Origin of the sequence: Paraburkholderia unamae (assembly GCF_003096875.1) — a bacterium.
Lineage (GTDB): Bacteria > Pseudomonadota > Gammaproteobacteria > Burkholderiales > Burkholderiaceae > Paraburkholderia > Paraburkholderia unamae.
In genome coordinates, this window is record NZ_QEOB01000009.1 from 123,615 (window position 1) to 144,658 (window position 21,044).

Consider the following 21,044-nt stretch of genomic DNA (forward strand, 5'->3'; position numbering starts at 1 on the left):
GGCCCGGAGAACAAGCACGGGTGCGGGTCTTTGCGGCGCTCGCCGATTGCGTGCGGGTGCAGCCGGTGTGAACGGGGGCGCAGGCGTTCGATCCATGAGTCGGTCCCGGGATGCTGCACTTGTTTCGTTGTTGTTACATGAGGCGCTATGGTCTGCGGTAATAGCGGGGGGCGCGGCGCGCGGGCAGCGGCGTGCCTGCGCGCGCAAGGCGTCTCACACTATGGATAGAACACCGTGGCGACGGCATTGATCGCACGGATTTCACCTTCGGGCGGGGCGTCGCGATGGGGGCGGCCCGCGGCGCCGCTCGCGGGTGTGAGCGCGATGGTGCGCGCTCGGCCCGGCACGAGGTGGAACCAGTTAGGCGTGGCGACGTAATGCGCGTCGGCCACGTAGACGTAGCGCGCGAAGCGCTGTGCTTGCAGCACGAGCTGCCATCCCGCAGACGATTGTTCGAGCGTCGCGGTGATGCCCAGGTCGTGACGTTCGAGCGCGCGCTTCTCGGGCAGATGAAACGCTTCGGCGAGGATGTCGCCGCTCGCGCGCTCGCGCAGCGTCGCGATTGTCACGTCGTGCGGGCGCGGGCCGAAGCGGTACGCATGCGTGAAATCGAAGAAGCGCCCGAGCAGGTCCGCGGCGCTCACGCTGTGCGCGCCGCGCGGCCCGAGGTCGACGTCGCGGCTCGCCTCGGCCACCTTCACCGCGCCGTCGCGCAGGCACAGCAGTTCGAGCGTCGCCGCGAGCGGCTTTGCCGTTTCGTTGACGATGTGCAGGTCGAGCCCGTTGAGCCCTTCGTCGGTGATGCCGATGTGCACGGGCTTGAGCGCCTGGGCGAGCGCATGCCACGCGCTCTTCGGACGCCGAAGCGAATCCACCACGCCCCAGCCCGCGCCCGGGCGCAGGTCCTGAAACTGCCAGACGAGCGCGCCGCCGCAGCGCGATCCCGCGCGCCGCCATTCGGCGAACACCTCGGTCATCAGTTCGGCCACCACGGCGCGCCCGAGGTCGAGAAAGCGCTGCGGGTCTTCGTAGCGCAGCCGCGCGCTCTCGTGGCCGTACACCGCGTGCACGTAGTGGTCGCGCACGTCGTCGAAGTCCCAGCCCGAGCCGGGGTCGCGCGGCACGGCGGCCTTCCAGCGCGGATCGTGGCAGTGAATCGTGCCGAGGCCGTCGTGCAGCGTGGCGTCGTCGGGAATGTTGGCGAACGCGAGACATTCGGCGGCGAAGCGCACGTCCGAGCGCCGCACGTCGCTCATGGGCCGCTGGTACGCGCTCACGCCGTAGTAATGGGTGATGCCCGCGCGCGTGCCGAACGGCCAGACGCCGCCCGAGGGCGAATTCGTGACGTACCGGATGTCGGGCCGCTCGCGCGCGACGAGTGCGGGCAACTGTTGCGTGAAAAGCGGCTGCTCGCGCTGCTCGGGCGTCAAGCCGAACATCGCGGCCTGCTGGTCGATCTCGCTGCCGCCGCAGGTCACGGCGAGCGAGACGTGGCGGCGCGTGCGCGCGAGAAACTGCGTGGCTTCGCGCGTGACGGAGGCGATGAAGGCTTCGTCGGCGGGGTAGTCGAAGTTGGCGAACGCAAAGTCCTGCCAGATGAGGATGCCGTGCTCGTCCGCGAGGCGGTAGAAGGCATCCGATTCGTAGACCATCGTGCCGCCCACGCGCAGCATGTTCATGCCCGCGTCGCGCGCGAGCGCGAACCACTGCGCGAGTTCGTCGGGCTTGCCGGCGAGCGTCACGAGGTCGGCGCTCGTCCAGCACGCGCCCCGGCAAAACACGGGCGTGCCGTTGATGCGCAGGGCGAAGCCGTTGCCGTCGTCGCCGTGGTCGGCTTCGATCGTACGAAAGCCCACGCGGCCCAGGTCGAAGGTTTCGTCGCCCAGTTGCAGGGTGAGCGCGTGCAGCGTGGGCGCGCCGTGCGTGTGCGGCCACCAGCGCTCGGCGCCGGGCACCCGCAGGCGGCCCGCGAGCGTGCGCGCGTCGCGCCAGGCGAGCGCGCCCTGGGCGCCGCCGCACGCGAGTTGCGCGCGGGCGGCGGCCGCCTGCTCGTGCACGAACGTGAGCGTGAGGGAGACGACGCCGTCGTCGCCTTCCACGGCGGTGGCGACGTCGACCGTATCGAATGCATGGGGCGCGTCGCCCAGCCATTCGACGGGCCGCCACGGGCCCACGGCTTCGACGCTCGGGCACCAGCCCGGCATGTGGCCGAGCAGGGTGGTGCGAACGTTACGTAACGTCGGCGGATTGACGAGGCGCGGACGCCAGCGCGCGCGGCCCCGCCGCGCGGCCAGCAGCGGCGCGAGCGAGCGAAAGCACAGCGCGAGCGTGGCGCGGCCTTCGAGCGCGATGTCGAGGTCGTGCGCGACGAACATCGAGTCGGAGTCGAGCCGCTTCACGCCGTCGAGCCAGACTTCGGCGAGCGTGGCGAGGCCGTGCAGGCGCAGGCGCCGCACGCCGCCGTTTTCGCGATCGCCTTCGATGGTGACGCGATACCAGTGATCGTCCTGCTGGAGCGGCGGCGGGTGGCCGATGTCGAGCCGCCCGGCGTCGCGCCACGCGGCCGCCACGGTGCCCGGCACGGTGGCCGCGAGCCAGCCCTCGGCAGGCCAGTCGGCGGGCGACGCGCAGGCGCCCGCGCGCGTGCTGAGGCATTGCCAGCCGGTGTCGAGCGCGCGCGGCCAGACGGAGGCCTCGCGCGGGCGCGCGTGAGGCGCTTGCTCCGCTTCGGCCGGGCCGCCGCGAGAGTCGATGGAATCGGTTGGCAACGCCCGCACGGCGGCTCCTTTCGTGGTACGTGGGGTTCCGGCCGTGGGGCGGCCTGCTTGGGTGCGGCTTGGGTGCCCGCTTAGGCGCGGCTGGCGTGAGCCGTCAGCCCATCAGCCTCGCGAGCGCAGGCAGCGTGTTCTCGTAGGCGGCCTCCAGGGTGTCGAAGCATTCCGCGCAGAGGTCGGGGCGCTTGCGCGCCATCGCCCGCACGAGGCGGAACTGCATCACCATCGACTCGGACGCGATGGTCTGCGCCCCCGCCACGATCGCCTCGGGCACGTCGTAGCCGTGCTCGTTGAGCCACAGCAGGTACTTGGACAGGAACTCGAAATTCGCGCCCAGTTGCCGCATGAGGTTGAACGAGTACAGGTGGAAGTACCGCTCGCCGCGCGCGAGCACGGCGTCGAGCTGCTCGGGAAACGCCGCGCGCCACTGTGCGATGGGGTTGTGCGCTGGCCGCCGCGCGAGATGGCCGCGCAGCAGTTCGGCCGACGCCTGCGCGAGCGCGAGTCCCTGGAGCGGCGCGCGCGCCTGCTTGCAGAACTCAACGTACGGGAACAGCAGGTCGGGCTGCTCGAAGAACTGCGGCAGCTTGCGGAACACGCCGTCGTAGTCGTCGCCTTCCAGCCGGTGGTAGCCCGTGTTGTGGAAATAGCCGAGTCGCTTGCCCACGGGATCGATGAAATCGATGCCCACCGTGGTTTTCGGGTGCTCGCGCCGGTACGAGGTGGCGCGCGTGTTGGGCAGGTAGTAGCCGTCCACTTCCACGAGCACCGTGTGGCCGCGCAGCGTCTGCGCGCGCACGCGGTCTTCGAGCGAGTCGTAGATCGCCAGTTCCTGCACCTGGGTGCCGTAGAGCGTTTCGAGGTCTTCGAGCGGAAACTTGAAAAACGTGAACTGGTCGCCCTCGAAGTCCTGCGTCACCGTGAACGCGAAGCCCGCGCGCGGGTCGAGGCCGAAGCCGTGCAGCACCTCGATCCACAGGTCCACGTAGCAGTTGGTCTCCACCCACACGCGCTCGCCCTGATGCAGCGCGTGCGAGGCGTGCTCGCCGCGCGGCGGGCGCAGCGGCACGACCACGGCGGGCGCGGGAGCGGCTGCGGGCGCGAGCGACCCGGCAGTCGAGAGCGGCGTGCTCATACGTGGCCCTCCAGCGCGTGCGCGATGCGCGCGCGCGTGTCGCCCCAGAGCAGCGCGCGCACCTCGTCGGGCCAGGTGTTCACGTCGAGGCCGTGGTGGCGGAAGAGGGCGAGCGTGATGCGCTCCATGCCGAAGCCCACGCAGCCCGTGTGCGCCACCGACCCGTCGGCGCAGGCGATCTTCCAGATCGCGCCGAAGTGGTCCATGTGGTAGTTGAACGAGAGGCACGCGGTCTTGCTTTCGGGGTTCGCCACCGGAATCAGCAGCTCGAACTTGAGCGCGAGCGTGCGCTGGCTGTCCGCCACGATCTTGCCGCCGCGCCCGAAGAACGGGTCGTTGGCGAGATCGACGTCGAGCGGCAGCTTCAAGAGGCGCACGAGCGCCGAGCCGCGGTCGATCCACATCTGCCGGAACGTCATGACCTCCTCGGCGCTGCCGAGGCGCACGTATTCGCGCTGGCGGAACATCTGCATGCGCGCGGGGTCGAGCGAGGGCTCGTGGCGAAAGCAGTACGACAGCACGTCGATGGTCGCGCCGCCTTCGGGCAGCGGGCCGCGCTTCGCGATCACCGGGTAGATCGGGTAGCACGCCGCGGGCGTGAGCACCACGCGCGTGGGCTTTTGCTGGCCGAGCCAGGTGTCGTCGCGGTCGTCGTCGCGCTCGGCCATGGCGTCGTCGAGCGCGCGCAGCAGGCGCCGGTGGCCGCCGTCGTCGCCGCAGAACGAGTGGATCGTGCCGGCCAGATGCGGGAAGTTCTTGAGGTACTCGCTGTCCTCGAAGTCCGTGCGCCGCATGGCGGGCGGAAAGCGCAGCAGCTCGGGCTGCTGGTCCGCGCCGAGGTGCGAGATGGCCGCGTTCAGGCGGTCCACGATGTCCTCGAAAACGGCGCTGCGGCCGTACAGGCCGTTTTCGCCCGTGTCGATCAGGATGCCCTTTTCGAGCAGGCGCTCGCGCAGGGTCGGGTCGGCTTCGAGTTCGGCGGCCGCTTCATGGGCGGCCGCTTCCTGCGCGGTGGCCGCGCGCGTGTCGGTGATCGTGCTCATTTCAGACTCCCCCAGGAGCGGCCGGCCGTTGCGCCAGCAGCAGGCTCGCCGTGTTCTGCGCAATACGGTCGTTGTTGATCATCAGCGGCGCGGAGTACAGGTCGCGCAAATGGCGGCCCACGCTGTATTCCGTGCCGTTCTTGTAGCCCGCCATGCCAACGATCATCAGCACTTCCTGGACCACCTGGAGCGCGGTCGAGGAGATGCTCGTCTTGAGCGTGTTCATGTCGGAGGCAAAGCCGAGCAGCGCGGAAAGCGGCAGGTCCGCCTGGTTCGCGCCGTGCTTGGCGTTGTGCGCGGTGCGCGCGGCGTCGAGCGCGACGGCGAGGCGCGCCTGCATCATCTGCAACAGGCCCGTGGCTTGAGCGAGGCGCATGCCGGCCGGCGGCACGGAGCCGGGCTTGGCGCGCGCCTGGGCGCGGAAGAACGCCTTCGCGCGGTTCACGGCGTCGCCCGCCACGCCGGTCCAAACGGCCGCCCACAGCGTGTGCGAGACGGGCAGCATGGTCTGGTCGGCGATCTCGCTGAACGGCGTCGACAGGATCTGCGTGGCGTCGCCGCCGGCGACAAGCCGAAAGCCTTCGCTACAGGTGCCGCGCATGCCCATCGAGTCCCACACGCCGCGTTTTTCCAGCGTGGTCTGCTCGCGCAGCGTGACGATCATGACCTGATCGGAGGCCGCGGCTTCGGCATTGCGGCGCGCGGTCACGAGAATGCCGTCGGCCTGCGCGCCATACGAAATGGTCGGCGCGAGCTTCTCGATGCGAAAGCGCTCGCCCTCGACTTCCACCGCGCACGCGCTGGTGCGCATGGCCCCGCCGATGGTTTCCTCAGACGTAGCCGAAGCGAGCAGCAGTTGCTCGCCAACGAGCCGCTCGAGCAGCGCCGCGTGCCACGCCGTACCGCTGCCGTGCTCCTCGATGCAGGCCACCTGGATCTGGTGCATGGCGTAGACCATGGCGGTCGAGGCGCAGCCTTGCGCGAGCGTCTCGCAGATCGTGGCGACGTCGGCGAGCGAGAGGCCCGCGCCGCCGAAGCGCGCCGGCACCATCGCGGAGAGCAGGCGTTCGCGGCGCAGGGCGTCGAAAGCCTCGGTCGGGAAGCGCGCTTCGCGGTCCACGGCGTCCGCGTGCTGCGCGGCGACCTGCATGGCGCGCTGCGCGGCGGCGCGCCAGCTCGCGGCCGGCTCGATCGCGGCGAGCGGCGCGGGCGGCGCCTCGCCCGCGGCGAGCGCGGCGTCTTGCTTCAGGGGCGCGTTCATACGGCCGCCTTTGCCTGCTGAAGCTCGGTCACGGCCGCGGCAAGCGAATCGATGCTGGAAAAGAGCCGGCGGGTGAGCATCCGGTCGGGAATCTCGATGCCGAATTCGTCTTCGATCGCGAGCATCAGATGCACGGTCGCGAGCGACGAGAGCCCGGCGGCGTAGAGGTCGGCGTCGTCCGCCAGGGAGTCGGGCGGCACGTCGAGACGGGCGGACTCGGACAGGATGCGGCGCAGTGCTGTTTTCATGAAATTGCCCCCTTCAAAGGAAAGGTCGCGTGGACGCTTGGGGTGGGTTCTTCACGGGTCGGTCCCGGTCTGCCGTTGCGCGGCGCTGCGGCGGCGCTGCTTTCGCGCGGGCAGACGGGCGTGCCGGTTGTTCGTATTAAACGGATCGCGATGCAGCATCGTCGGTACGCTTCCGCACGGAGATCGAAGGGTCGCGAGGCGTAACGTGTGGCCATGGCGACACCGCGTGTCGCGACGGAACAAAAGCTTGAGGAGGATCAATGAACTGGAAAACGCTCGAATTCGATCAGTTCACGGCACGCGAGCTGTATCTGATCATGCGGGCGCGCAGCGCGGTGTTCGTGGTCGAACAGTCCCATGTCTGTCTCGACGCCGACGGCCACGACGAGCGCTCGCTCCACGTTTTCGCCGTGGAGGACATGGGCAAACCCATGCCGGTGGTGGCCTACGCGCGCATCCGGCCCGGCGACGCCGAAGACCCGGAAATCATCATCGACAAGGTGCTCACGAGCCCCGCGCGGCGCGGCGACGGCACGGCCGAACTGCTGATCGAGCGCGCGCTCGCGGCGATTGTCGAGCGCTGGCCGGGCCGCGCGGTGCGCGTGAGCGCGCCGGCCACGCTGCGCGGCTTTTACGAGCAGTTCGGCTTTCGCAAGGCCGAGGGGCCGTTTCTGGAGCACGGCGTGCCGTTCATCGGGCTCGTGCGGCACATGCGCGGCGAGCATGGCGTGTTCACCGCGCGGCGGCGCGAGCGTGGCGCGCTTGCCGCCGCGAGCACGTTCGAGCTGCTCTGAGGGCGCGCGATGAGCGAGGCCCCGTTTCTTGCCGCTCCCCAGCCGACGCGCCTGCCGATACGCGCGCGCGCGCGTCGCCGTTCGCGCTCGCGCATGTCGTTCCTGATCGGCCCCCTCGCGACGCCGGTGTCGGTTTTCGTCGTGACGCTCATCCTGATCGTGGCGCACCAGGGCAAGCTGCTCGAAGTGACCTTCATGCCGATGGCCGTCGCGGTCTCGTACTGGCTGTACCGGCGCTATCCGGTCCATTACGTTTCGATGGTGTGCTGGCTCATTTTCCTCACGCCGGAAGTGCGACGGTTCGCAGACTTCTATAACGGCGTGTTCAACCAGACCAGCATCATCATGATGACGCCGTTTTTCGCGGCGAGTCTCGCGGGCCTCTCGATACTGAACAAATATCGCTATCTCGGCCAGCGTCGCGCACTGCCGCTGATCATGATGCTGATCGCCATTGTTTATGGCTATGTGCTGGGCGTGGCGCAGTTCGGCATCATGGCCGCGACTTACGGGCTGATCAACTGGCTGCAACCGATCTTCATCGCCTGGCATCTCATCGTCACCTGGCGCGAATATCCCACTTATCGGCGCGTCTTGACCAAGACCTATGTGTACGGCGCCATCGTGATGGGCGCGTACGGCATCTACCAGTATGTGGCGCCGCCGCCCTGGATCGCTTTCTGGATGGCGCAGTCCGGCATGGAGTCGTCGTCGGGCAGCGCCGTGCCGTTCGGCATGCGCATTTGCAGCACGATGAACTCGACGGGCCCGTTCGCGCTCACGATGATGGTCGCGCTCCTCATGCTCGTCAGCGCGCCGGGCAAGGCGAAGTTCTTTGCCGGCATCGTGGGGCTTCCCTCACTCATGTTCACGCTCGTGCGCACGTCGTGGGGCGGACTGGTCATCGGTCTCGTCTACCCGCTCGCCATGCTCGACAGCAAGAGCCGGCTGCGTTTGATCATGGTCGGCGTTTGTGTCGTGGGGCTCTGCGCGCCGGCCGTCATGATCGACCAGGTGGCCGCACCGTTGCTCAAGCGCCTCCAGACCATTCAGGACATCCAGAACGACAGCAGCTTCCAGGCGCGCTCGGGTTTCTACACGAACTTCTCGGAGATCGCGTCGCGCAGCTTCGCCGGTCACGGAATCGGTTCGACCGGAATTGGCGCGAAGCTCGCCGCCGATCCGTCCCAGGTGCTCTCGGTGGTGGACAGCGGCGTGGTCGACGTGGTGTGGGTGCTCGGCTGGCCCGGCACACTGCTCTATATCGGCGGCGTGCTCATGCTGCTATGGCGCGCGTTTGTCGCGAGCCTGCTGCGCTCGGACGACCGGTTCGCGGTTTCCGGCGTGGGGGCGTCGATCGCGATCCTTGCGATCATGGTCATGGTGGATACGCTACAGGGCTCGTCGGGCATGCTTTTCATGATCGGCACGGTGATCCCGGTGATCGGCTTGCGCTACGTGCGGCACATGCAACGTCTGAACGCCTTGAGCGGCGCCGCGCGTGCAGGGCGGCCCTCATGAGCGCCGAGCGCCGATTGCGCGTACTGGTCGTGACTCACGTGGTGCGCGAGAACGACGGGCAGGGGCGCGTGAATTACGAAATCGCGCGGGCGTTGCTTGCCGCGGGGCATCAGGTCACGCTTCTGGCCTCGATGGTCGCACCGGAGCTGCTTGCCCATCCGGCGCTGCGCCATGTGGAGATTCCGGTCAGCCGCGTGCCGAGCCGCTTGCTGCAATACCAGCTGTTTGCGCTGCGCACCGGCGCGTGGATCCGGGCGCATCGCGAGGAATACGACGTCGTGCACGTGAACGGCTTTATCAGCTGGGCTCGCGCGGATGTCAACGCCGTGCACTTCGTGCACGATGGCTGGTATCGCTGCGGCTTTTATCCGTACCGCTTTTTCGACGGCTGGTACGGCGCCTATCAGGTCATCTATACGCGGGTGAACGCATGGTGCGAGCGCTGGGCGTTTCGCCGCTCGCGCGTCATCGTGCCGGTGTCCCACAAGGTCGGCGAAGAGGTTCGCGCGCTAGGGCTCGACGCGAGTGCACTACGCGTGATCCACAATGGCGTCGACACGGACCAGTTCGCGCCGGGGCCATCGGAGCGGGAACGATTCGGCTTGCCACGCGATGTGTTCATGCTGCTGTTCGCGGGCGACCTGCGCTTGTCGCGCAAGAATCTCGACGCCGTGCTGCGCGCCCTGGCGCTCACGCCGCCGCATGTCCATGTGGCCGTGGCAGGCGGCCTGCGCAACAGCACGTATCCCGCGCTCGCCCGCGAGCTGGGCGTTGCCGACCGGGTGCATTTTCTCGATTTCGTGACGGACATGCCCGCGCTGATGCGCTCGACCGACGCGTTCGTGTTTCCTTCGCGCTACGAAGCAATGAGCCTCGTTTTGCTCGAGGCGCTTTCGGTCGGGCTGCCGGTCATCACGGTGGCGACGGCCGGCGGCTCCGAGGTGATCGACAGCCGGTGCGGCGTCGTGCTGGACAGTCCGGAAGACACGCCAGGCCTCGCGCGCGCGATCGAGCGGGTCGCCGGGAACGCGCAATACGCGCGCGAGATGGGCCAGGCGGCACGCGAGCTGGCAAGAACCCTCACGTGGCCGACGATGGCGGAGCGCTATCTCTCGTTGTACGAGGAGCTCGCGCGGGGCAATGATGCGGTGAGGCTGGAACTCGCGGGTGAAGTGCTGCCGGGGCGGTCATGAGCGAACGCATTGACTCGTTGCAGATCGGCATGCATTGGTTCGGCGAGCGCCAGGGGGGCCTCGACCGTGTGTTCATGGCGCTCATCGAATCCTTGCCGGCGCAGGGCGTGGATGTGCGAGGGCTCGTGGCCGGCAGTGAGAACGTGCACCGCGCCACGAACGGCATGGTTCAGTCGTTTGCAGGCCAGCACGATGGCCTCGGCACCCGGCTGCGCCGTGCACGCATGCACTCGATCCAGCTCAAGCGTGTGCGCCAGCCCGACATCGTCGCCTCCCACTTCGCGCTGTACGCCGCGCCCACGCTCGGCGTGTTCGGGCGGGTGCCGCGCGTCGTGCATTTTCACGGACCGTGGGCAGCGGAATCGTCCGTGACCGGCCACAGCCGGTTCTCGCATGCCGTGCGTCATGCGGTCGAGCGAACGGTGTACCGCAACGCGCAGCGCCACATCGTATTGTCGAATGCGTTCGGCCGCGTGCTGCAAACCGAATATGGCATCCCGGAGGAGTCGATTCGCGTCGTACCGGGGTGTGTCGACATCGAGCGTTTCGACACGGGGCACACAAAGGCCCGAGCGCGCGAGTTGCTCGGTGTCGCGCAGGACCGTCCGCAGATATTCTGCATCCGGCGTCTCGTGACGCGCATGGGGCTCGAGGATCTGATCGACGCCATGTTCATCGTCAAGCAGGCGATTCCCGAGGCCCATCTGACGATCGCGGGCAAAGGGGCGCTGGACGCCGCGTTGCGCGCCCGCATCGCGGCGCGTGGACTGGAAGCTCACGTGACGCTCGCCGGCTTCGTGTCCGACGACGATTTGCCATTGTGGTATCGCGCGGCGGATCTGAGCATCGTGCCTACGGTAGCGCTCGAGGGCTTCGGCCTCACCACGGTCGAGTCGCTGGCGGCCGGCACGCCGGTGCTCGTGACGCCCGTAGGCGGCCTTCCCGAGGCGGTGGCGCCGCTCTCCGAAGGGCTGGTGTTGCCTTCGATCGGCTTCCATGCGATCGGCTGCGGGATCGTCGATGCCTTGCTGGGCCGCCACCCGCTGCCCGACGAGCAAACCTGCCGGGACTACGCACGCAGCCGCTTCGACCGCGCCGCCGTGGCGTCGCAGGTGGCGGCGGTCTATCGCGAAGTGGTGGGCGAGCGCTAAAAACGCGCTAGCCAGGCGATGATTGGGAGTGCTCCCGAATTTTGCCGCCGATATGCGGGAAAGCCAGCAGAATGCGCCGGCCACACATCTAGACTCTAGGGATGAGTTTCCCGTCATTCAACCTGCATCCGTCGGTTCCTGCGCATATGAAACAATTCTGGAGAGTAAGGCCCACTCTCGTATTGGCCGTCATCGTGGTGCTGGCGTTTGCCTGGCGCGCGGTTTTCATTTATCGGCCAATCGACTGGATCACCAACTTCTGGCTGTTCGAGGACTTCGGCTATTCACTGAAGATCGCCCGCAACATTGCGCTGGGCGCTGGAGAAACGTTCGATGGCGTTGTATTTACGAGTGGCTATCAGCCGCTATACGTCTGGCTGATGGTGCCGGTGTTCCGGCTTTTCCCGAACAATCTCATCACGCCCGTTTATATCGCCGAGACGCTGCTGGCAATATGCAATTGCGCGACGGCGATCTTTGCCTACCTCATTGTTTCCCGCGTGACGAAGCGGCCGTGGCGCGGCGTCGTCGTCGCCGCGCTGTGGGCGTTCAATCTTGCCGTCGCGCGCAATGGCAGCCTGGGTCTGGAAACAGGCCTGTCGACGATGATGGTTGCCGCGACGATGACGTATGTGGTTTCGATCGATTCCCGCCGCCTGGCGGCGCGCAATGCATTCGTGCTCGGCGCGTTGCTGGGTTTGAGCTTTCTTGCACGCGTGGATGCGGCCTTTCTCGTTGCCGCGACCACGCTCTACTTTGCATTTTTCAGTATGGCGAAGCGAGCGGTGACGGCGAAATTCCTCGCCCGCGCGCTCGCCACGTTCGTTGTCGTGGTCGCGCCGTACTGCATTCACAACGTCATTCACTACGGCGCCATGCTGCCTACGAGCGGGCAGGTCATGACCGGCAAGGGAAGCCTCCTTTCCCCATCAGTTCTCCTGCACTCGCTCGCCGAGTTCCGTCATCATGCGGAGTCCAGCCTGTACATCATCGGCCGGATGCTGGTTGGCGTGACGTCGGTGAACGGGTATGTCGTCTTTTCCGATGACTGGTCCATGCCGATTGCGGTGTTGACCAGCGTCGCACTCGTCGCGTGTGTCCTGTTCAGCTATAGGCGCTACACGCAGAGCCGCCGTGAGATCTTCTATCTGGCGCTGGTTGGCGCGATGTTCACCGGGGCGTATGTGTTCTACCAGATGATGCCCTACGAGCGCTATTTCCTGCCCGCGGTCTTTGCATGGACGCTGTTCGTCGCGCTCGCGGGGACTGAGTTTGTCGATCTCGCGAGGCGTCACTTGCGCTTTCCGAATCTCGTCACCGCGTTGGCGGTCGCCGTGCCGCTGGTGTCGTTCAGTATCGGGTCGAGAGCGAAGCTGCTGTCGGAGGAGGGGCATATCTACGGCTGGTACCACGGGGTGCAGGCGTTGAACCGGATTGCCGGCCCCGGCGACGTGATCGGCGCCCTGCAAACCGGAAACACAGGGTACTTCTACCAGCAGGGCCGCGCGATCAATCTGGACGGCGTGGTCAACATGAGCGCGTATCGCGCGCATCAGGCGGGCGTGATCGACCGATATCTCGCTGACAATCACGTGAAGTTCATCGCCGACGAAGGTTCGTTCCCGCTCTACATCTCCAACGACATCGAGTCCGACCACGATCGGGCGAATTTTCTTGCGAGTCTTTCGCAGGTCTACGCCAACCCGTCTGACCTGTACCGGATCTATCGGATCGATGCGCAGCCGTACGCGGCGATTGTCCAGCCGAGCGCCGCTGCGGGCTGGCACGAAAGCGTGCAGAGTTTCTCCATCTTCCGCCGCGCACTGGTGAGCAACGTGCCTGGCGCGAAAACCGGCTTTGCCACGGATCGGCCGGTCGACTTGCGGTTCGTGCGCGCGAGTTCCGCCGGCATGGTGAACGTGTACGAGGACGGAATCTTGCTGGCGAAGGTCGATCTCTACGCGGCCGTTCCCGACCCGACCTACAAGTTCCGTGTTCAAGGTGACGGACGCATGCATCATTACTCGGTGGAAGTCGCCAACGAGGCGAATGCCGATTCCACCGGTCACTGGGTCACGTTCGACGCCATCCTCGAGCGCAACGTCCAGTGAATCGCGGCAGGCCGCCGCTCGATGCGGTGTTTGCGCCGCTGCATGTCCGCGCCGTCATGCCCCCGCGCGCCGCTCACGTTGTCCGTAATCCTTGACGACATCGAGCGGCGCGCTCGTTTTTTGTGCTCGTTTTGTGCTCGTTTCGTGTTTGTTTCGCGCTCGTTTTGTGCTCGTCTCGTACGCTCCGCCCCATGTCGTCACGGGGCGCGGGGCGGGCAGGTAAAGCGCTTATCCCCGGGCGATGCTGGTGCGTGCGAGGAACTGGCGCAAGATCTTGCGCAGCGTGGCCGATTGATGCAACGAGAGGGCGAGGTTTGCCGCCGCCGTTGCCAGCGCGGCCGCCGCCGCAGCAGGCATGCTGAGGGGCATGTTGGCGACGCCGAACGCCACGACGATGAACGACAGATGCGCGAGCATGTTGCCGACGATGCTGCGCACGTGAACGCGTGCGAAGTAGAGGAACACCGCGTAGTCGCACAAGGACTTCGCCACGACCACCGCCCCGGTGCCCATGAGGCCGAAGGTGTGCGTCGCGGCCCATAGCGCGGCGCCGAGCAGCGGCAATTGCAGCCAGCTCACGCGCGCGACGCTCGCAGGATTCGCCTGCGCCTGGATCAGGATCCCGAGAATGCTGGACTGGCCGGCGAGCCACACGCCGATGACGAGCAGCCGCCCGACCGGTGCCGCGGATTCGGCGATGGACGCCCCGAGCCAGATCACCAGAAACGGCTTGAGCGCAAACAGCGCGACGATCATGCAGGGCGTGAACACGCCGTTCAGGAACGCCAGCGCGTCGCGCGCGAGATCGTGCGCGTCTTCACGCGAGGCGGCGGAAAGACGCGGGAAGAGCGTGCGCAGCATGGCCGAGGGCAGCATGTTCAGGCGCGTGACGAGGTTCTGCGGCGTCGTGTAGTAGGTCACGTAGCGCGCGCCGAGAATCGCGCCGACGATCACGCGGTCGAGCGTGGCCGCGATCGCCCCTGCGCCCGAGAACAGCAGCGTCCATTTGCCGTAGGCGAACAGCTCGGCGATGACCTCGCGCTCGGGCATGCGCAGCCGCTTGATGCCGAGTGCCCGAAAGGTCGCGAAGCCGAGAAGCACACCCGCGATCAGGCGGGCGAGCACGGCGGCGGGAAGCGCCACCGCGAGCGAAGGCGAAAGCCAGTAGATGGCGGCGAGCGGTAGCAACTGGAAGAGAAACGTGCCGAGCGTCTGATTCGCGTTGTAGCTGCCGAAGCGCTCCACCGCCGTAATCGCGCCCGCGAAGACCCAGGTGACGTTTGCGAGCGGCACGGCGACGGCGACCCACGGCAGCGCGCTCATGAGTTCGCTGCGAAACGCCGGATCGACGTGCATGCCATAGGCGAGCCAGGCCGACGCGCCCAGCCAGACGATCAGGCCGCCCGCAATCCCCGTGCACAGGTTCAGAAAACATGCGCCGAAGAAGATGCGCTCGACGGCGTCGCCGGGCGCGTTGCGCACTTTGGCGATCTGGTTCTCGGTGGCGAGGCTCGTGCCCAGATCGAGCAGGCTGAAATAGCCGATGAGCGCCCACACGAGGTTGATTACGCCATAACGCTCGACACCCATTAGCCGGATGTAGGCGGGAACCGTCATGAGCGAGACGAGCGTGGGCGCGGCAAGTCCAAAGAAGTTGATGATGATGTTGCGGACGACGGCTTTTTCCATGGCGGTGCGGGTCGGGGAGTCACATGGTGTCGAAGATGGCTTGCTTGAACAGGAGGGCGCCTTGCGCGCTCATGTGGTTGTCGTCTTCGTAAAGGGGCACACCGTCGATGACGGCCTGGCACACCGGCCCGCTGCACAGCCGCGGGATGGGATCGAAGACGCGCACGTTCGGTAGCGAAGCCGCCTGCGCGACGAGATCCCGCTCGAACGCTTCGTTGCGCAGATGGTCCGCCGTCAACGGTTCGACGCGCTCCGGATGCGCGTAAAAACGCGGCAGCAGGTCGTGCTTGAGTTCGGGCGGGTTCTGGAAGACGACGAGTCGCCGCGTGCTGGCCGCGAGTGCCTTGACCGTGAGCGGGAACTGGCTCGACAACGCCGCGCGCGCGCTTGCCAGCGTGGCGTCGCTGTCGGGCGAGGTCGTGATGAAATGCGTTTCCTTCTGGAGTTCGCCGTAGCGCGTCCAGCCATTGCCGTAAAGGCTCCAGCGGCTGATATAGAAGATCACGTCCGGCTTGAGCTGCTGGATCGTCGAGACGATGGGTTCGGCGAGCCCAAGACGGCTGCAATCGCGGCTGCTGACCGCGCCGTCGCTGCGGCGCGTGCCGAGCAGCGGCGGACAGCCGAGATGGACGAAGGCCATCAGGCGCATGTTGTGGTCTTTGGCAATGCTGACGATTGCGGGGAGCCATCCACCGCCGTGCGAGTCGCCCCAGATGACCAGCAGTTTGCCGGTGGCCGAGGTGTTATAGGCGCGGCAGAATTTATCGGCGTTGGGGTTGGCCAGATGACAGGGCGCGGACGGATCCGAATCGCGGATCTGCCCGTCCTGTTCGAGCAGCGCGAGGCCCGCATTGTTGGCAACGGGGCGCGACGGGAGTCCCTCTTGTACAAAGAGCCACGCACCGGCTGCGCCGAGCCCGACGAGCATCGCGCACAGCGTGGCGGTCTGGCGCAGGCTGCTTTTGGTCGCGCGGATCGGCAGTTCGATGTAGCGATACGTGAGGACGGCGAGGACGATGCTCGTGAGCACGAGCGCGAGGCGCGCCTCTACCGGCACGAATCCGCCTTCGAGAATGTTCGCGAACGAGAGCAGCGGCCAGTGCCACAGGTACAGCGGATAGCTGATGAGGCCGATCGAGACGGCCACGCGGCTGCCGAGCACGTGACGGTTGAACCATGCGCGCGGCCCGGCGCAGATGATGAGAAAAGCGCCTGCGGTGGGCAGCAGTGCACGCCAGCCCGGAAACACGTCGTTCTGGCTGATGAAGGCAATCGCGGTGCCGATCAGGAGCACGCCTAGCGCCGACAGCGCGCTTGAGGTGCGCGCTCCGAACTGCACGAGCCCCGGTTTGTTCAGCGTAACCCAGGCGAGGATCGCGCCGATCATGAGTTCCCAGAAGCGGGTGAACGGCGAATAGAACGCCGCGGTCGGATCGGACGCCGAGGTCATCAGGTTCAAGGCGAGCGACGCCGCGGCCACGCCGCCGAGGAGCAGGACAATGGCAGCCCTGCGGCGGTAGACGAAGCTCACGAGGAGCGGCCAGAAGATATAGAACTGCTCCTCGACGCCGAGCGACCACAAATGCAGGAGCGGTTTTGTCGGCGCGGTATTGTCGAAATACCCGGCCTCGCGCCAGAGCATGATGTTCGACAGGAAGGTCGAGCCGCCGAACATGTGTTTGCCGAGTTGCCGGTACTCCGCGGGCATCAGCAGGAACCAGCCGAACACAAAACACGACGTGAGCACGGCAAGCAGCGCGGGGAAAATGCGCCGGATGCGCCGGATGTAGAACTCGATATAGCTGAAGCGGTTTTCCTCGAGGCTTTCGAAGATGATCGTGCTGATCAGGAAGCCGGAGATCACGAAGAAGATGTCGACACCGACAAAGCCGCCGCGCAGTTCGGACGGCAGCGCGTGAAACGCCACGACGGACGTGACGGCGACGGCGCGCAAGCCGTCGATGTCGGGCCGGTACTTCGGCGCCCGCAGGTGTTGCGGGGCCACGCGTGCCGCAGCGCCGACGTCCGGCGCACAGGTCGCGCCGCCGGGTGGGGCGTCTTGCAGGGTGTCGCGATGAAGGCCGGTGGGCGGGAACGTGGCGGATGTGTCGATGCCGGGTGATGAGCCGCCATCGTTGATGGGAAGCGGGGTGATCGGATTTGTCATTCGCATGGCGGACTCGTGCTGTGCGGATCCGGCATCGGGCGACACATGCGGTGCAGCTCCTTGAATCCGCGTGGACCAGTACTCAACGGTTGGACACATTGTGCCGTCGTGCCGCCGCCGCCAGTGTGGGCGGCCGTACAGATACACCGACGCCGGAAAGGTTAAATTTCTCCAACCTGACGAGGGCCTTTCTCACGCTGTCGCCATGCGCCGCAACGCTCGGCAGAGCGCCCCGGCGCCAGTCATTCCCTCCTTTCCTGCAACGGCATCGCATAGGGATTTCCGATGGAACCTGTCGTTTTCGACGGCTGCCTTGGCTGGCTTCATCCGGCGAGCGGCCGGCATGGGGTGGTCCTGTGCAATCCGTTCGGCTATGACGCGCTCTGCACCCATCGTGGCTGGCGGCGTCTGGCGGAGCGCATTGCGGCGAGTGGCATGCCGGTGTTGCGCTTCGACTATCCCGGCGCTGGCGATTCGCTCGGCGAAGAGGAAGATCCGGGCCGCTTCGAGGCATGGATCGACAGCATCGTGGCCGCGGTGCGTCACCTGCGCGAGCGCACGGGCGTACGACAGGTCTCCTTGTGCGGCCTGCGCCTCGGTGCAACGCTCGCGGCGCTCGCCGGCGAACGCATGGGCGACATCGATGGCCTCGTCATGCTGGCGCCTGCGTTATCGGGCCGCAATTATCTGCGCGAATTGCGCGCGCATCGGCAAAGCTGGCTCAATACGCCGGCGGGCATGACGGCCGACCCGATTCCCGAAACGGCGGCTTATGTCGAGGCATTCGGCTTCGGCCTGCATGGCGACGATATTGCCCGGCTGGGCGCAGTCGACCTGCGTGCGGACACGCGGGCACCCGCGCGGCGCGTGTTGCTGCTCGACGCGAGCGATCGTGCGCGCGGCGGCGCACTCGTCGATCACTACGCGGCGAATGGGGTTGCTGTCGAGCGCCAGCCGTTCGACGAGGCGGACCGTTTCATGGTCGAGGCGCTCTACAGCGAGGAGCCGGTCGTTGCGTTCGGCGCGCTCACGCAATGGCTTGCCGATGCGCCGCCTTGCCTTGCGCACGACGGCGAATTCAAAGGCGAGCGGCACGATGGGGATAGTCCGCATCTCACAAGCGAGCGCTTCGTCGAGCAGCCAGTCGTTTTTGGCGACTACTTCGGTGTGCACTGCCAGCCCGCCGCGCCGCGCACCGATGTGCCCGCCGTGCTGTTCCTCAATACGGGGGCGAGCCATCATATCGGCGACGGCCGCATTTTCGTGCTGTTTGCGCGTCGGCTCGCGGCGCTCGGCATTGCATCGCTGAGAATGGATCTGGGCGGTCTTGGCGACAGCACGCCGGCCGCGCGTTCTGTCACACTCGATACGATATATTCGAAGGAATCCTATACAGATGCGATGCAGGGCGCGGACTGGCTGGTCGCGCACGGTTATCCGTCTGTCGTGGTGTTCGGCGTTTGCGGCGGCGCGTTCGTCGGCTTGCATGCGTGCGCGCAGCATCCACGCATCGTGGGCAGCTTCGGCGTGAACCTCCAGAAGTTCATCTGGGACGGCGCCGATCGCACGCCCGGCACGACCGGCCTCGCCTCGAACCGGGTGCTGCGGCGCTCGGCGCTCAGCGTCGGGAAGTGGAAGAAAGTGCTGCGCGGCGAGACCTCGCTCCTGCGCGTGGCGAGCGGACTCGCCCAGCGCTTCGCTCGCAGCCTGACACGCCGCGCGGCGGACTTCGTCGACGCGGCCACGGGCTGGTCGTTCGCGCCCAGCGAGGCAAGGAGCCTGATGCAGCGCATCCACGCGAAGGGCGCCGAGGTGCGGCTCGTGTACGGCGAATACGACCTCGGCCTGGACGAACTGAAGGTTCAATTCGGCGCGAAGGTGAGCGGCCTGCGCGCGTTCACACGCGTGCACGCGGCGACACTGCCGAAGCTCGATCACGCACTCTTTACTCAGGCCGCGCGCGAAGCCGCGATGGCCGACGCCCGGCAGTGGTACTTCGAGCGTTTCTGCCGGCGGCGGGCGCAGGACGAAGCAGCGTGGCACGGACCGGTGCCTGTCGCCCGGTCTCGCGTCGCCGTCGAGCCTGCAAGCCAGGTTACGTGCAGTTCTCATCTTGATGGAGTGCATCAATGAATATTGAGCTTCCGCTTGACCGGATCAACCAGCGCGCGTGGAACTCGCACGATGCGATGCGTGAGTTCACGATGGGCAAGACATGGACGGACCCCGGCGAAGAAGCGGCGTTCGACTGGATCTATGCCGAGTGCGCGGGTGAGCCGATCCTCGACATCGGCATTGGCGCCGGCCGTACGATTCCGCTGATGTTGCGGGTTTCGCAGCGATACACCGGCATCGACTACACCGCGAAGCTGCTCGAACAGGCGCGCGGGCGTTTTCCTGGCCTCGACCTGCGCCACATGGACGCGCGCGACATGGCTGATTTGCCGTCGGATCACTATGCGTTCACCGCGTTCAGCTGGAACGGTATCGATTGTGTCGACTACGAAGACCGCGTGCGCATTCTCAAGGAAATGTACCGCGTGACGCGTCCCGGCGGCCTCGTGCTGTTTTCTACGCATAACCGCGAAGGTCCGGGCTTTCAGGAGAGCGTCTGGAAGCTGCTGCCGCGCTTTTCGCCCAATCCGTTACGCCTCGCCCGGCGCACGCTGCGCTCGATGTGCGTGCTGCCGCTCGCGACGTACAACTACTTGCGCCACGTGCGTTTTCATCGCGACTATCCGGGCTACTCGATCAAGACGGCGGGCGCGCATTACTTCGGCATTGTGATCGTCTACACGACGCTGCCCGAACAGCGCCGGCAACTGGCGTCGCTCGGCTTTGAGATCGATGCGGTGTTCGGCAGTTGCGACGGCCAGCGCATTCCGGCGGAAAAGGACACGAGCGACGCGTTCTGGTTTCATTTCATCGCGCGCAAGCCGAGAGCGCAGTGACACCGTGACAACGCTGGCGGATCTGTGTGCGCACGTACAGATCGACACCTGCGGTGCGCGTTCAATGCACGATGAAATATTGCGGAGCGCCTGGAGACCACAACATGCGGTATGACGATGACCGGTGCCGCATGGGGGAGAGCAACAATGCACGCGAGCGCACTGCGCAAAGCTGACCTGGCCGCGTCGGCCGGAGAACTGGACGAGCGGCGCCTGCGCACCGCGCTGGGCCGCTTTGCCACCGGCGTCGTGGTGATTTCCACGGGCACGGGCGACGAACTGCACGCCATGACGGCCAATGCGTTCATGTCCGGATCGCTGAAGCCGCCGCTTATTGTGGTTTCGGTTGGCCATCGTGCGCGCATGCACGAGTGCTTGATGCGCTCGGATCTCTTCGGTGTCAGTGTGCTGTCCGAAGAGCAGGAGTCGCATAGCCGTCATTTCGCCGGCGAGCCACAGGCGTGGCTCGCGCCGCGCTTCATGGAGGTCGAGGGACTCGCCGGCGTGGTGCTGCTGCATCGCGCGCTGGCCCGATTCGCGGCGCGCGTCGTCGACCGTCATCCGTGCGGCGATCACACGCTCTTTGTCGGCGAGGTGCTTTCGTTCTCGCTCGAGGAGGACGCTCCGCTCGTGTTCTACGGCGGACGCTACGCTTCGGTGGCGCAGGGCCACTGATCTCGCCGGGCCGATCCGGCCCGGTTTCCCGTTCCCGCAGGGCGGTGGGGCGTGCAGGCGCGCGTTCCATGCGCATCTCCAAGGCCGGGAATTCATCGTATACCCTGACCCCACAAGGCGCAGCCTTCATGTTTTCGTCCAATTTAGACGTTAAAGCGGAACTTTGACGCTCTGATAGCGACAAATTGCCGAATTAGCGCAACAAGTCACGCCACTTCCCCCGCTTCGCTCCCCTTCTTGAATTTGTCATTCCTCGTCCATATAATTAGCACTCACTGCACGAGAGTGCTAACAACTCTGGTGCGAACCACATCTCTGGCTGACGGTAGTC

At 66.4% G+C, this 21,044-nt stretch carries 15 protein-coding genes; 8 read left to right on the forward strand and 7 right to left on the reverse strand.

What is annotated here, in order from left to right; genetic code table 11:
* Window positions 1–218 precede the first annotated feature (218 nt).
* The 5 genes from C7402_RS19770 to C7402_RS19790 all read right to left on the reverse strand — a co-directional run bounded on the left by C7402_RS19770 (window position 219) and on the right by C7402_RS19790 (window position 6,461).
* Window positions 219–2,777, reverse strand: coding sequence for a glycosyl hydrolase 2 galactose-binding domain-containing protein (locus tag C7402_RS19770; protein WP_165841926.1), 2,559 nt, complete (start codon window positions 2,775–2,777; stop codon window positions 219–221).
* A gap of 94 nt (window positions 2,778–2,871) precedes the next feature.
* On the reverse strand, window positions 2,872–3,909 hold the full coding sequence (locus tag C7402_RS19775; protein ID WP_116611767.1) for a DUF1839 family protein: 1,038 nt from the start codon (window positions 3,907–3,909) through the stop codon (window positions 2,872–2,874).
* Window positions 3,906–4,952: an amino acid--[acyl-carrier-protein] ligase gene (locus C7402_RS19780; protein ID WP_116611768.1), complete on the reverse strand. Its 1,047-nt coding sequence runs from the start codon at window positions 4,950–4,952 to the stop codon at window positions 3,906–3,908. Before C7402_RS19780 ends, C7402_RS19775 begins: the two co-directional genes overlap by 4 nt.
* A 1-nt stretch (window position 4,953) precedes the next feature.
* Window positions 4,954–6,213: an acyl-CoA dehydrogenase family protein gene (locus C7402_RS19785; RefSeq protein ID WP_116611769.1), complete on the reverse strand. Its 1,260-nt coding sequence runs from the start codon at window positions 6,211–6,213 to the stop codon at window positions 4,954–4,956.
* Window positions 6,210–6,461, reverse strand: coding sequence for an acyl carrier protein (locus C7402_RS19790; protein ID WP_112172517.1), 252 nt, complete (start codon window positions 6,459–6,461; stop codon window positions 6,210–6,212). Before C7402_RS19790 ends, C7402_RS19785 begins: the two co-directional genes overlap by 4 nt.
* A 260-nt stretch (window positions 6,462–6,721) precedes the next feature.
* On the opposite strand from C7402_RS19790, the gene C7402_RS19795 reads away from it, so the two are divergent.
* From C7402_RS19795 to C7402_RS19815, 5 genes are all read left to right on the forward strand, one after another.
* Window positions 6,722–7,255: a GNAT family N-acetyltransferase gene (locus C7402_RS19795; RefSeq protein WP_112172518.1), complete on the forward strand. Its 534-nt coding sequence runs from the start codon at window positions 6,722–6,724 to the stop codon at window positions 7,253–7,255.
* Between the two features lie 9 nt (window positions 7,256–7,264).
* Window positions 7,265–8,776, forward strand: a complete 1,512-nt coding sequence (locus tag C7402_RS19800) for a glycosyltransferase family protein (protein ID WP_112172519.1) — start codon at window positions 7,265–7,267, stop codon at window positions 8,774–8,776.
* Window positions 8,777–8,790: 14 nt separating this feature from the next.
* The gene (locus C7402_RS19805; RefSeq protein WP_116611915.1) at window positions 8,791–9,969 is read left to right on the forward strand and encodes a glycosyltransferase family 4 protein; all 1,179 of its coding nucleotides are present in this window, start codon (window positions 8,791–8,793) and stop codon (window positions 9,967–9,969) included.
* Window positions 9,966–11,120 carry a glycosyltransferase family 4 protein gene (locus tag C7402_RS19810; protein WP_116611770.1) on the forward strand — a complete coding sequence of 385 codons (1,155 nt, stop codon included), beginning with the start codon at window positions 9,966–9,968 and terminating at the stop codon, window positions 11,118–11,120. The genes C7402_RS19805 and C7402_RS19810 overlap by 4 nt, the downstream gene beginning before the upstream one ends.
* Window positions 11,121–11,302: 182 nt before the next feature.
* The gene (locus C7402_RS19815; protein WP_116611771.1) at window positions 11,303–13,231 is read left to right on the forward strand and encodes an ArnT family glycosyltransferase; all 1,929 of its coding nucleotides are present in this window, start codon (window positions 11,303–11,305) and stop codon (window positions 13,229–13,231) included.
* Between the two features lie 228 nt (window positions 13,232–13,459).
* Here C7402_RS19815 and C7402_RS19820 read toward each other — a convergent pair whose 3' ends face one another.
* The gene (locus C7402_RS19820) at window positions 13,460–14,920 is read right to left on the reverse strand and encodes an oligosaccharide flippase family protein (protein ID WP_116611772.1); all 1,461 of its coding nucleotides are present in this window, start codon (window positions 14,918–14,920) and stop codon (window positions 13,460–13,462) included.
* Between the two features lie 19 nt (window positions 14,921–14,939).
* Window positions 14,940–17,093 carry an acyltransferase family protein gene (locus C7402_RS19825; RefSeq protein ID WP_165841927.1) on the reverse strand — a complete coding sequence of 718 codons (2,154 nt, stop codon included), beginning with the start codon at window positions 17,091–17,093 and terminating at the stop codon, window positions 14,940–14,942.
* Window positions 17,094–17,372: 279 nt separating this feature from the next.
* Here C7402_RS19825 and C7402_RS19830 point away from each other — a divergent pair, with 279 nt between their 5' ends.
* From C7402_RS19830 to C7402_RS19840, 3 genes are all read left to right on the forward strand, one after another.
* Window positions 17,373–19,220, forward strand: coding sequence for a serine aminopeptidase domain-containing protein (locus C7402_RS19830; RefSeq protein WP_116611774.1), 1,848 nt, complete (start codon window positions 17,373–17,375; stop codon window positions 19,218–19,220).
* A complete protein-coding gene (locus tag C7402_RS19835; RefSeq protein WP_112172525.1) occupies window positions 19,217–20,038 on the forward strand; it encodes a class I SAM-dependent methyltransferase in 822 nt (273 codons plus the stop codon). The genes C7402_RS19830 and C7402_RS19835 overlap by 4 nt, the downstream gene beginning before the upstream one ends.
* A 147-nt stretch (window positions 20,039–20,185) precedes the next feature.
* Window positions 20,186–20,713, forward strand: a complete 528-nt coding sequence (locus tag C7402_RS19840) for a flavin reductase family protein (protein WP_112172526.1) — start codon at window positions 20,186–20,188, stop codon at window positions 20,711–20,713.
* The last annotated feature ends 331 nt before the right edge of the window (window positions 20,714–21,044 follow it).

Bases quoted from the DNA above. Each gene is read 5' to 3' on its own strand.
- C7402_RS19840 (WP_112172526.1), top strand. From the start codon at position 20,186: ATGCACGCGAGCGCACTGCGCAAAGCTGACCTGGCCGCGTCGGCCGGA.
- C7402_RS19800 (WP_112172519.1), top strand. From the start codon at position 7,265: ATGAGCGAGGCCCCGTTTCTTGCCGCTCCCCAGCCGACGCGCCTGCCG.
- C7402_RS19830 (WP_116611774.1), top strand. From the start codon at position 17,373: ATGGAACCTGTCGTTTTCGACGGCTGCCTTGGCTGGCTTCATCCGGCG.
- C7402_RS19780 (WP_116611768.1), bottom strand. From the start codon at position 4,952: ATGAGCACGATCACCGACACGCGCGCGGCCACCGCGCAGGAAGCGGCC.
- C7402_RS19820 (WP_116611772.1), bottom strand. From the start codon at position 14,920: ATGGAAAAAGCCGTCGTCCGCAACATCATCATCAACTTCTTTGGACTT.
- C7402_RS19835 (WP_112172525.1), top strand. From the start codon at position 19,217: ATGAATATTGAGCTTCCGCTTGACCGGATCAACCAGCGCGCGTGGAAC.
- C7402_RS19825 (WP_165841927.1), bottom strand. From the start codon at position 17,093: ATGCGAATGACAAATCCGATCACCCCGCTTCCCATCAACGATGGCGGC.
- C7402_RS19785 (WP_116611769.1), bottom strand. From the start codon at position 6,213: ATGAACGCGCCCCTGAAGCAAGACGCCGCGCTCGCCGCGGGCGAGGCG.
- C7402_RS19790 (WP_112172517.1), bottom strand. From the start codon at position 6,461: ATGAAAACAGCACTGCGCCGCATCCTGTCCGAGTCCGCCCGTCTCGAC.
- C7402_RS19795 (WP_112172518.1), top strand. From the start codon at position 6,722: ATGAACTGGAAAACGCTCGAATTCGATCAGTTCACGGCACGCGAGCTG.
- C7402_RS19775 (WP_116611767.1), bottom strand. From the start codon at position 3,909: ATGAGCACGCCGCTCTCGACTGCCGGGTCGCTCGCGCCCGCAGCCGCT.
- C7402_RS19810 (WP_116611770.1), top strand. From the start codon at position 9,966: ATGAGCGAACGCATTGACTCGTTGCAGATCGGCATGCATTGGTTCGGC.